This window comes from Micromonospora sp. BL1 (assembly GCF_003667485.1).
In the GTDB taxonomy this organism is placed as follows: domain Bacteria; phylum Actinomycetota; class Actinomycetes; order Mycobacteriales; family Micromonosporaceae; genus Micromonospora; species Micromonospora tulbaghiae.
In genome coordinates this window covers 1-11,024 of record NZ_RCVK01000386.1, presented here as the reverse complement: position 1 = coordinate 11,024, position 11,024 = coordinate 1, and the positions used below count along the sequence as shown (strand labels likewise).

The window sequence follows — 11,024 nt, the reverse complement described above, 5'->3', positions numbered from 1 at the left end:
ACCCGGGCGAGCCCACCTCCCCCACCCGGCCGAGGCCGGCTCCGGGTCAGGCGAGGAGGCCGGCGTCGCGGGCGGCGCGCAGGCTGGGCTTGATGCGGTGGGTGGGGCCGACCTGGGCGGCCACCGCGTCGAGCGTCTTCAGGCCCTCCCCGGTGTTGAACACGACCGTCTCGGCGGCCGGGTCGAGCCGGCCCGACTCGACCAGCTTGCGCAGCACCGCGACCGTCACGCCGCCGGCCGTCTCGGCGAACACCCCGGTGGTACGGGCGAGCAGCCGGATGCCGGCGCGGATCTCGTCGTCGTCGGCGTAGTCCATCCAGCCGCCGGTACGGCGGACCGCCTCCAGCGCGTACAGCCCGGCGGCCGGGTCGCCGATGTTCAGCGACTTGGCGATGCCGGCCGGCTTGACCGGCGTGATCGTGTCGGTGTCGCCGTGCAGCGCGGTGGCGATCGGGTTGCAGCCGGCCGACTGCGCGCCGAACACCTTCCAGCCGCCGGCCGGCGCCTCGACCAGCCCGATCTCGACCAGCTCGGCGAACGCCTTGTCGATCTTGGTGAGCAGCTCGCCGCTGGCCATCGGGATGACCACCTGGGCCGGGATCCGCCAGCCGAGCTGCTCGGCCACCTCGTAGCCGAGCGTCTTGGAGCCCTCCGCGTAGTAGGGGCGCACGTTCACGTTGACGAACGCGGTGTCCTCGAACTCGTCGGTCTCCACCAGCTCGCCGCAGAGCCGGTTCACGTCGTCGTACGAGCCGTCGATGGCGACCAGGTCGCCACCGTAGACAGCGGTGGTGACGACCTTGCCCTGCTCCAGGTCGCCGGGGATGAAGACGATCGACGGCACGCCGGCCCGGGCCGCGTGCGCGGCGACGGAGTTGGCGAGGTTGCCGGTGGACGCGCAGGCGTAACGGGAGAAGCCGAGCGCCCGGGCCGCGGTGAGCGCCACCGAGACGACCCGGTCCTTGAACGAGTGGGTGGGGTTCGCGCTGTCGTCCTTGACCCAGAGCGGCGCGGTGAGCCCCAGCTCGGCGGCGAGGTGCGGAGCGGCGACGAGCGGGGTCAGCCCCGGGTCGAGCGTGACCCGGGTGGCCGGGTCCTGACCGGCCGGCAGCAGCGCCGCGTACCGCCAGATGTTGTCCGGACCGGCCTCGATCTGCTCGCGGGTGACGGTGGCCAGCGCGGCGGTGTCGTAGTCGACCTCCAGCGGCCCGAAACACTCGTAACAGGCGTGCTGGGCGGCGAGCGGGTACCGCGCCGAACAGGCGCGGCAGACCAGGGCGCGGGCCGGGCTGAGGGTGGTGTCGATACCGGTGGCGACGGGAAGCGTCGACGTCATGTCGAGGATTTCCTCTCATCTTTCCCCGCATCGCCGGGTGCGGCGGGGACGGAATTGGCACCTGCCCGCCGTCGCTCGTCGTCGAGCGTGCGGGTGGTTGCCGGGGCGTCGTCGGGCCGTATCCCTCAGCCCCTCTGGATGAGGTATTGCGTTGTGCCGCCGAGTCTAGGCGCTGCTCACGGCCGCGCCACCCCGGGATCCCACGCTGTGGGCCGGCTCAGCGTCCGACCACCGCGACCGGGCGGTAGCCGCGCAGGATCTGCACCGCGAACGTGGCCACCGGCACCAGGTTCATGAACAGCGCGGCGTCGGCCGGGCCGAGCCGCCGTACGCCGGTGTTCCACGCCAGCACCGCGAGGACGGCGGCGACCAGCACCGCGTACGCGAGCTGGGGAGCGATCGCGACGAGGTCGGCGGCGGCCGGCGCGTGCTGGAGCCCGGTGAGGTCGGCGACGGCGCTGGCGGCGAGCATGGCGAGCATGCCCGCGACAGCGGTCAGCGTGGTGTAGCGCAGCGCGGACCACTCCGGGAACCGGCTCGCGCCGTGGGTGTAGAACGCCCAGCCGAGCACGGCGCCGATCATGAGCAGCTGCACGAACCCGAGCTGCGCGAGGTGCCGGTCACGGCCGTGCTCGCGGCGCTGGCCGACGACGTCCGGCTCCAGATCGTGCGGGCGCTCGCGCCCGGCGGGGAACACGCCTGCGGCTCGTTCGAGTTCGGCGTCTCCAAGGCCACCCGCAGCCACCACCTCAAGGTGCTGCGGGAGGCCGGCCTGACCCGCACCCGGGTCGCCGGCACCACCCGCTACGTGCGGCTGCGCCGCGAGGAACTGGACCGTCTCTACCCGGGCCTGCTCGACGCGGTCCTCGCCGAGCGCGGCGGAGTGGCATGATCGCCGGATGCGGAGACCGGCGCGCCTGATCGGCGCCCTCACCGGCGTGACGCTGATGGCCGCCTGCACCCCGGCCCGAGGGCCCGCGGACGGACTGTCCGACCCGCCGCCGCGGCCGGGCGCTCCCACCGCCGACCACACGCCCGCCGCCACCTGCTCCCCGGAGGGCATCGCGATCACCGGGCTCGGGGTGAGCGCCGCGATGGGCCTGCGGGCGATGGGCCTGGAACTGCTCAACTGCGGCGACCGGCCGTACGAGCTGCGCGGCTATCCGGCGGTCACGCTCCGGGACGCCGACGGCGACCCGATCGAGGTGCGGATCATCCCGGGTGCCAAGCCGATCACCTCCGGCTTCGACCACCCGCCCACCCGGATCGTGCTGGCCCCCGGCGAGCGGGCCGGCGCGGCGCTGATCTGGCGGAACCTGGTCACCGACCCGACAGTGGTGGCGACCGACGGCAGGGAACTCGACGTCGCGCCGGTGGCCGGCTGGCCGGCGTACCCGGTCGCCCTGGACGGGCCGATCGACCTCGGCAACACCGGCCGGCTCGGCGTCAGCGCGTGGGAGCGCCGGAAGCCCGACCCGGCCGGCACACCCACGCCGGCCGTCCCGCCGCCGCCCACGACTGCGCCGGTCAATCCGCTGTAGAACCAGAGCCCGGCAGGGATCACCCCGACCGGGATCTGGTTCGCCGCCGCGGACTCAGGCCGGGACCGAGGCCGGGGCCGCGGTGGGCTCGGTCGCGACGGACCGGCGGCGGGCCAGCAGCGTGTCGAGCGCCCAGTTTCCCGGGCCGAGCACCGCGACCAGCAGGAACGACCAGCAGAAGAGCGCGGCCAGCTCGCCGCCGTTCTGCATCGGCATCAGGTGGTCCGGCTGGTGCACCACGAAGTACGCGTACGCCATCGAGCCGGAGGCGAGCAGCGCGGCCGGCCGGGTGAACAGGCCGACGAGCACCAGCGCGCCACACACGAGTTGGATCAGTGCCGCCCACCAGCCGGGCCAGGTGCCGAACGGGACGGCCCCGCCGGTGGCCGGGTTGCCGCCGAAGACGCCGAAGATCGAGGCGGCGCCGTGGCAGAGGAAGAGCGCGCCGGTGACGATGCGGAACAGGGACAGCACGGGGGCTTTCAGCTGCGCCGGGATCATGGGAAACCTCCTGGTACGGGTGCCGGACGCCGTCCAGGATGGCGGGACTACTGATTGATGTTAATCGATTTCTTTGCAGGCGGGACAATCGTGTGGGAACGCTCCCATGATATGGGCCGGACCACTCCCGTGGCGACCCCGTCCGGTCACCTCAGCTCGTGACGTCCTTGCGGGTGAAGCGCCAGAAGGCCAGACCCCAGAACAGCGTGGCGTAGACGACCGCCGAGAACGCGCCCTTGACCACGTCGTCGGTCTGCATCGGCGTGGACAGCAACCCCAGCCAGGCGCTGCTGTAATGGGTCGGCAGCAGGTTCCGCAGCCCGCCCAGCGCGGTGATCTGGTCCAGGATGCTGGACAGGATCCACAGCAGCACCGCACCGCCGACCGCACCGAGCGCGGCGTCGGTGGTCACCGACAGCAGGAACGCCAGCCCGGCCACCACCAGCAGCACGACCGCCAGATAGCCGAGCACGCCGAGCAGCCGCAGCAACCCGTCGGCCGGGGCCAGCTCGGCCGAGACCTGGCTGCTCAGCGGCTTCCAGCCGTACCGGAGCGTGCCGGCGAGCAGCGCGGTGCCGGCCAGCAACAGCAACGCCAGCCCGGAGTACGCGAGCGCGACGACCAGCTTCACCGCCAGCAGCCGGGCCCGGGGCACCGGCACCGCCAGCAGGTAACGCAGGCTGCCCCAGCTCGCCTCGCTCGCCACCGTGTCGCCGCAGAACAGCGCCACCACCACGACCAGCAGGAACGACGCGGACACCAGGATCGAGAACAGGGTGAAGTTGAGCCCGCCCGAGGTGGCCAGGTCGGCCAGGCTGGAGAACTCGCCCCGCCCACCGCCGTCGTCGTCCCCGGCGTCGAACTGGAACGCCACCAGGATGATCAGCGGCAGCAGCACCATGAACCCCAGCGCGAGCTGGGTACGCCGGCGCGACGCCTGCCGCCGGAACTCCGCCGCGAACGGGAGCGTGGCCGAGGGCCGGTAACCGGCCGCCGCCCCGCCCGCGCCCGGCGCCGCCGTACCGGACGTGCCGCCACCAGGCGACGATGCCAAAGACGAATCCGCCATCACCGGTCCCCGCTTCCCCGAGAGTTCTCGCCCACCAGGGCGAGGAACGCGTCCTCCAGGCGGCGCCGGGGCACCACCCGGTCCACCCCGATGCCGGCGCGGACCAGTTCCGCCACCACCTCGCTGCGGGCGGTGCCGTTGGTGTCGACCACCAGCCCGCCGTCGACGTCGGGCAGCACCCGTACGCCGCCGAGCCGGTCGAGCACCGTACGCGCCGCGTCCGGGTCGCTCACCTCGAACAGCACGCTCGGCGACTCGCCGACGATCTCCTCCACCGGGCCGGACGCCACGATCCGGCCCTTGTTCACCACCACCGCGTGCGTGCAGGTCTGCTCCACCTCGGCCAGCAGGTGGCTGGAGACCAGCACCGCCCGGCCGTCGGTGGCGTAGCGCTGGAGCACCCGGCGCATCTCGGCGATCTGCGGCGGGTCCAGCCCGTCCGTCGGCTCGTCCAGCACCAGCAGCTCGGGCAGGCCGAGCATGGCCTGGGCGATGGCCAGCCGCTGGCGCATGCCGTGGCTGTACTTCTTCGTCCGCCGGTGCACCGAGTCGCCCAGGCCGGCGATCTCCAGCGCCTCGTCGAAGTGCGCGTCCTCCCACGGCCGGCCGGTCGCCCGCCAGTACGCCTTGAGGTTGTCCAGGCCGGACAGGTGCGGCAGGAAGCCCGGTCCCTCGACCAGCGCGCCGATCCGGGACAGCACCGGCGAGCCCGGCACCAGCCGGTGACCGAAGACGTAGATCTCACCGGCGGTGGGCTGGGTCAGCCCCATCAGCACCCGCAGCGTCGTGGTCTTGCCCGCGCCGTTGGGCCCGAGCAGGCCGACCACCTGGCCGGGGTGCACCTCGAAGTCGACGTCGGAGACCGCGACGAAACCGTCCGCGTACTCCTTGCGCAGGTTGCGCACGGCGAGCGGGACGCCCGCGTACTCCGGGTGCACGGAGTCGTCCTGGCGACGGTGCCGGCGACGGGTGAGCAGCACGACCACGACGAGCCCGGCCACGATCGCGGCGAGCAGTCCGGCCAGCGCCCAGCGCCAGATCGTGGCGGTGGTGGGGATCGGCGTGGCGTCGACGGTGGGCAGCGTCAGCGGCCCGTCCGCGAGCGCCACCGTGTGTACGGCCGGTTCGGCCGGCGAGGCGTACGCCTGGTCCGACGTCGCCACGACGAGCCGCAGCCGGTGCCCGGCCTCGACCCGCCGGACGATCCCCGGCAGCGTCACGGTGACCGGCGTGGCCGCGTCGACGGTGGCCGGCAGGCCGGTCAGGCGCACCGGCGCGACCAGGCCGGACGGCAGCGTGGCCGCGCCCTGCGGGTCGACGTCGTAGAGCTTCACGAACAGCACCGCCTCGCCGGTCGGTGAGGCGGCCCTGATCCGCACCGTGGGCGCGCCCACCACGTCGACCGGCTCGTCCAGCGGCGCCGACTCGAAGCGGGCGTGCTGGCCGGGGATGTCACCGGCGACGCCGTCCAGCAGCGAGCCGAGCGCGCCCGCGAACGGCACCGAGGAGATCGCCGCCGGGTTGCCGTTGGGCGGTACGGCGACCGGCTGCGGCGGACCGGCGAGCGTCACCTCGCGGCGGCCCTCACCGGTCAGGCCCGGATAGTCGGCGGTGCGGAAGCCGGTTGCCACCAGGCCCCGGTCGAGCGCGTCGAACCCGGCGATCCGGGAGAACGTGAACGTGTCGCCGGGGGCCGCCCCGTCGCCCTTGACGTAGTGGTCGAGCCACTGCGCGGTCAGGAACTTCACCCGGTCGGAGTCGGAGGTGGGCCCGGAGCCGCCGTCGTGGCCGCCGGTGAACCAGGCGACCCGCACCGGCGTGCCGGCCGCGGCGATGCCCCGGGCGTTGGCGTCCGCCTCGGCCAGCGGGAAGAGCGTGTCCGCCTCGCCCTGCACCAGCAGCGTCGGCGACTTGATCCGGTCCAGCACGCCGGCCGGCGACGACCGGCGCAGCAGCTCGACCGCCGCCGCGTCGGCCCGGCCGGTGGTGGCGATGCGCAGGTACGCGGCGCAGACGTCGGCCGCGAAGCGCCCGCAGGACGGGTCGGCGGCGCCGGCCGGCGCGCGACCGGGACCGCTGCCCGGCCCGGCGCCCGGCTGCGGGCTCGGCGGGCCGGCGGACTCGGGTGCGCCCTCCGGTGCGGCGGCGGTGGCCCCGGAGAGACCGGCCGGGCCGGATCCGGCGTTCCCGCCGCCGCCGAAGAAGATGCCCGCCCAGCCCTTCTTGAACACACCGTCGGTGGGCTGCCGGCCGCTGCTCTCCGGCAGGAAGGCCCGGGACAGGTCGTTCCAGGTGATCATCGGGACGATCGCGTCGATCCGCTGGTCCTGCGCGGCCAGCAGCAGGGCCAGGCCGCCGCCGTACGAGCCGCCGACCACACCGACCCGGGGGTCGCCGGCCGCGTCGAGGCGGATGTCCGGCCGCTGGGCGAGCCGGTCGAGCAGCCGCTGCGCGTCCCGCACCTCGTAGTCGGGGTTGTCCAGGTGGATCTGGCCGCCGCTGCGCCCGAACCCGCGGGCGGTCCAGGTGAGCACCGCGTACCCCCGGGCGACCAGGTCCTCGGCGTCGGAGCGGACCGAGTCCTTGGTCCCGCCGAAGCCGTGCGCCAGCAGCACCGCCGGTACCCGGTTGGACGAGGAGGCGTCCTCCGGCAGGTAGAGCGTGGTGTCCAGGTCGACCGGCTCGTCGCCGGAGGGCCCGGAGCGTACCGTCACCGTCTCCGGCTCGGTCCGGAAGTCCGTGCCGCCCGGCCGGGCCACCCAGACCAGCGCGGCGGCGACGAGGACGACCACCACCACTGCGGCGACGGTGCGGCGCGGACGGCCGGCCAGGGCGCGCCGGAGCCGCGCGGCGGTTGATCTCATGCGCCACACGGTACGGGCCGACGGCTGAGCATTCGCTGAGATCCGCCGTACGTCTGTCCGGTTGCACCGATCGTCGCGTAGCGTCCGTCATCCGCCAAAGGTCCAGAGCATCCCAGCGGGACGAATTCGGATCATGTGAATTCACATCTACGGGCGCAAACCACCGTCGATGTCACTTCTCGGCTACACGATCGCACGCTACGTACCATTCGCCCTGACACAGGGTCACCCAAAGTGGACTGACGTGAAGCCGACTCATCGGCCGAGGTCCCACCCGCGTCCGGTTCGGCTACTTTTCCGGTCCGGTGCACGGGACTGCGTACGGCGACCTCCCGGGGCACCGATCGCCCCGCCGTCGCCGGAGGAGACACACCATGACAGTCCCCGCGTCGCGGGTCCGTCGGCGGCCCGCCGTACCGGGCCGTACGCTCGCCCTGGTTCTGGTGCTGGCGCTGCTGGCCCCGCTCGGGCTGATCTTCGTCCAGGCCGAACGCGACTTCGCCGACGACCACGACCTGGCGACCCGGGAACGGCTCGGCGTCCGCTACCTGCGCGCCCTCGGGCCGGTCACCGACACGCTGGTGGAGGCCCAGGCCATCGCCGTCGCCGAGGGAGCCGTGTCCCGAGCCTCGCTCGCCGCCGCCATCGAGGGCGTCGCGGAGGTGGACAACGCCGTCGGAGACGAGTTGCGCACCCACGAACGCTGGGCCGGGCTGCGGGCCAAGCTGGAGTCGCTGCCGGACCGCGGAATCGGTGACCCCGAGGCCGCGTACCGGGCCTACGGCGAGGCGTCCGACCTGCTCCTGGCCCTCTACCGCAAGGTACGGGAGAGCTCCGGCCTGATCCGCGACCCGCGCTCCGACTCGTTCTTCCTCCAGGACGGCATCGGCGGCGACCTGCCCACCGCGACGGTGCTGGCCGGACGCCTCGTCGACCTGGCCCGGCTGTCCGCCAAGCGCCCCGCCGCCGAGCGCGCGCGGGTGGGCGCGGAGCTGGCCGAGCTGCGCGTCTCCGCGCTCGGTCCCGCCACCGACCTGGTCGCCGACCTGCGCTCGGCGGTCGACAGCTCGGAGAGCACCGACCTGGGCGCCAACGTGCTCACCCCGCTGGACACGTACCAGCGTTCACTGGAGACGTTCGCGACCTACTCGGCGCCCGGCGCCGGCCGGGCCGCGCCGGGCACCGACCAGCTCACCCGCGCCGGGATCAGCGCGCAGAACGCCGCCAAGGAGCTCCGCACGGTCATCCTCGACCAGCTCGACGCGCTACTCGTGGAACGCCTCGACGCCCTGGAGCGGGACCGGCTGCTGGGCCGGATCGCCGCCGGGGCGGCGGTTCTGCTGATCGCCGGAATCGTCGCGCTGCACGTCGCCGCGCTGCGCCGGGACCGGTCCCGGGCCACCCCGGCACGCCGGGAACCGGCCGAGGCCGCACCGGCGCCCACTGTCCACCCGGAACCACCGCTCACCGCGCCCGGCGCCGACCGCCAGCCGGTCGCTGTGGGGCACGGTGGCGACGCCGACCGGTGGAGGCCGTTCGATGCTGCTCGGTAAATTACGCATCCGGGGCAAGCTCGCCCTGCTGGTGATCATTCCGCTGCTCAGCATGGTCGGACTGGCCGTACCGGTCGTCATCGACCGGGTGACCACCGCCCAGCGGGCCGCCGACACCGCCGAGACCGTCCGCGTCGCCAGCCGGGTCGGCAGCCTGGTCCAGGACCTCCAGCAGGAACGCCTGCTCTCGGTCGGGCTGCTGCTCGGGCGGGTGAGCCGTACCGAGCTGATCCAGAAGTCGGCCACCGTCGACGACCGGGTCGCCGACCTGCGCGCCGAGCCGCTGCCGTCGGCGGTCCGCGAGAGCCTCGACGGGGTACGGCGGCTGGAGGACGTCCGCAACGCCACGCTCGCCGGCCGGGCCACGCCGCAGCAGATCCTGACCGTGTTCGGCGAGGTCGACACCGCCCTGATCGACGCGTTGCGGCTGCCCTTCCAGGTGGACACCGACACCGCGGCCGGACGGCAGGTGCTCGCCCTGGACGCGCTGCTGCGCGTCGACGAGGCACTGAGCTCGTGCACCACCCAGATCGTGCTGGTCAAGGCGACAGGCGATCCGCTGGTGGCCCGGTCGTTCGTGGCGTGCATGGCGGGGCTCAACGTCGACAACCGGCGGTTCCGCAAGCTGATCACGCCCGAGCAGCTGAAGGTGGCCGAGCTGGACGACGCGGCGGTGGCCGCCCGGACCAGCCCGACGTTCCTGGTGGACAGCCTCCGGGACCCGGTCGGCGCGATCGCGCCGGTGCCGCTGGACGTGCTGTTCCCCTCGGCCCGGTCGATGATCACGCTGGGCCAGTTCGTGGAGAAGAAGGTCGTCGCGGACGTCATCGCGGAGACCCGCGCCCGGGAACGGGAAGCCCTGACCGCGGCCTGGCTGGTCAGCCTCGCGGCGGCGGCGATCCTGCTCGTCGTGGTGCTGCTGAGCATGACCGTGGCGCGTACGGTGGCCCGGCCGCTGAGCCGGCTCACCCGCTCCGCCGAGCGCGTCGCCCGGGTCACCGAGGCCGAGCTGACCCGGGTCGCCGACGACGAGTCCGAGACCGTCCCCCCGGTACGCCTCGACCCGGTGGAGATCAGCGCCCGGGACGAGATCGGCGACCTGGCCCGCGCGTTCGACCGGGTGCAGCACACCGCCGCCCGGCTGGTCGAGCGGCAGGTCGCCGGGCGGCGCAACGTGGCGCAGATGTTCGGCCACGTCGGCCGCCGTACGCAGAACCTGGTCGGCCGCCAGATCGCGCTCATCGACCGGCTGGAACGGCAGGAGACCGACCCGGGCCGCCTGGAACACCTCTACCGGCTGGACCACATCTCCAGCCGGTTGCGCCGCAACGCGGGCAGCCTGGTGGTGCTCTCCGGCGCCACCGGCTCGGACGGTCACGTGGCGCCGGTCCCGCTGGCCGACGTGGTCCGGCTCGCGCTCGGCGAGATCGAGGACTACACCCGCGTCGACGTGGAGGTCCCGCCCGGCGTGGCGGCGTCCCCCGCCATCGCCGGCGACCTGGTGCTGACGCTCGCCGAGCTGATGGAGAACGCCACCTCGTTCTCGCCGCCGCACACGCGGGTGGTGGTGACCGGTGAGCTGACCGACGGCGGCGCACGGCTGGTCGTGGTCGACCACGGCATCGGCCTGACCGAGGACCGGATGGCCGAGGAGAACGCCCGGTTCACCCGGCGGGAACGCCTCGACCTCGCCCCGACCGAGGTGCTCGGCCTGTTCGTGGTCGGCCGGCTGGCCCGCCGGCACGGCTGGAGCGTCCGGCTGAGCCACACCCCCGGCGGCGGCGTCACCGCCGCCCTGGAGATCCCGGGCGCCTCGCTCGTGATCCGCCGTCCCGAGCCGGTCGGCGTCAGCGCCGGCCGCGCCGCGGTGCCCGGCACCCACGAGCCGGAGCCACCGGCCGTCGACGCGCCGACCGGCTTCGACGCCGAGTTGCTGACCCGGGCCACGCGCAGCATGTCCAGCGGCGACCCGTGGAACGCCTTCGGCAGCCAGGCCGGCACCGCGGAGACGGACGAGGACGACGATCCGGCCGCCGGCGGTCCGCCGCCGGTCTGGCCGCCGGCGACCCGGCCGTCCGGACCGGCGGCACGTCCCGGGCACGTCACCCCGCCGACACCGGTCGTCGGCCCGGCCCCGGCCGCTCCCCCGGCCGCCGGGCG

General features: G+C 74.1%; 9 protein-coding genes and 1 riboswitch. Of the genes, 4 read left to right on the top strand and 5 right to left on the bottom strand.

Annotated features, from left to right (window positions below):
- Window positions 1–46: 46 nt before the first annotated feature.
- Both thrC and EAD96_RS28555 read right to left on the bottom strand, forming a co-directional pair.
- On the bottom strand, window positions 47–1,336 hold the full coding sequence (thrC, locus tag EAD96_RS28560; RefSeq protein ID WP_121686418.1) for a threonine synthase: 1,290 nt from the start codon (window positions 1,334–1,336) through the stop codon (window positions 47–49).
- A gap of 12 nt (window positions 1,337–1,348) precedes the next feature.
- A riboswitch (SAM riboswitch) is annotated at window positions 1,349–1,481 on the bottom strand.
- Window positions 1,482–1,553: 72 nt separating this feature from the next.
- On the bottom strand, window positions 1,554–1,931 hold the full coding sequence (locus EAD96_RS28555) for an EamA family transporter (RefSeq protein WP_233586208.1): 378 nt from the start codon (window positions 1,929–1,931) through the stop codon (window positions 1,554–1,556).
- A gap of 18 nt (window positions 1,932–1,949) precedes the next feature.
- On the opposite strand from EAD96_RS28555, the gene EAD96_RS28550 reads away from it, so the two are divergent.
- Both EAD96_RS28550 and EAD96_RS28545 read left to right on the top strand, forming a co-directional pair.
- Entirely contained in the window at window positions 1,950–2,228 is a 279-nt protein-coding gene (locus tag EAD96_RS28550; RefSeq protein WP_233586207.1) for a helix-turn-helix transcriptional regulator, read from the top strand.
- Between the two features lie 7 nt (window positions 2,229–2,235).
- Window positions 2,236–2,877: a DUF4232 domain-containing protein gene (locus tag EAD96_RS28545; protein ID WP_120572883.1), complete on the top strand. Its 642-nt coding sequence runs from the start codon at window positions 2,236–2,238 to the stop codon at window positions 2,875–2,877.
- Between the two features lie 54 nt (window positions 2,878–2,931).
- On the opposite strand, the gene EAD96_RS28540 is transcribed toward EAD96_RS28545, so the two are convergent.
- The 3 genes from EAD96_RS28540 to EAD96_RS28530 form a co-directional block, all read right to left on the bottom strand.
- Complete coding sequence (locus EAD96_RS28540) at window positions 2,932–3,378, bottom strand: DoxX family protein (protein ID WP_120572882.1); 447 nt, start codon at window positions 3,376–3,378, stop codon at window positions 2,932–2,934.
- Window positions 3,379–3,529: 151 nt separating this feature from the next.
- On the bottom strand, window positions 3,530–4,447 hold the full coding sequence (locus tag EAD96_RS28535; RefSeq protein ID WP_121686417.1) for an ABC transporter permease subunit: 918 nt from the start codon (window positions 4,445–4,447) through the stop codon (window positions 3,530–3,532).
- Window positions 4,447–7,311 carry an alpha/beta fold hydrolase gene (locus EAD96_RS28530; RefSeq protein ID WP_121686416.1) on the bottom strand — a complete coding sequence of 955 codons (2,865 nt, stop codon included), beginning with the start codon at window positions 7,309–7,311 and terminating at the stop codon, window positions 4,447–4,449. The genes EAD96_RS28535 and EAD96_RS28530 overlap by 1 nt, the downstream gene beginning before the upstream one ends.
- Window positions 7,312–7,685: 374 nt before the next feature.
- On the opposite strand from EAD96_RS28530, the gene EAD96_RS28525 reads away from it, so the two are divergent.
- Together EAD96_RS28525 and EAD96_RS28520 are read left to right on the top strand one after the other, a co-directional pair.
- Window positions 7,686–8,864, top strand: coding sequence for a hypothetical protein (locus tag EAD96_RS28525; RefSeq protein WP_121686415.1), 1,179 nt, complete (start codon window positions 7,686–7,688; stop codon window positions 8,862–8,864).
- The coding region (locus EAD96_RS28520; RefSeq protein WP_121686414.1) for a nitrate- and nitrite sensing domain-containing protein at window positions 8,851–11,024 on the top strand (2,174 nt) is incomplete at its 3' end. The genes EAD96_RS28525 and EAD96_RS28520, both read left to right, overlap by 14 nt.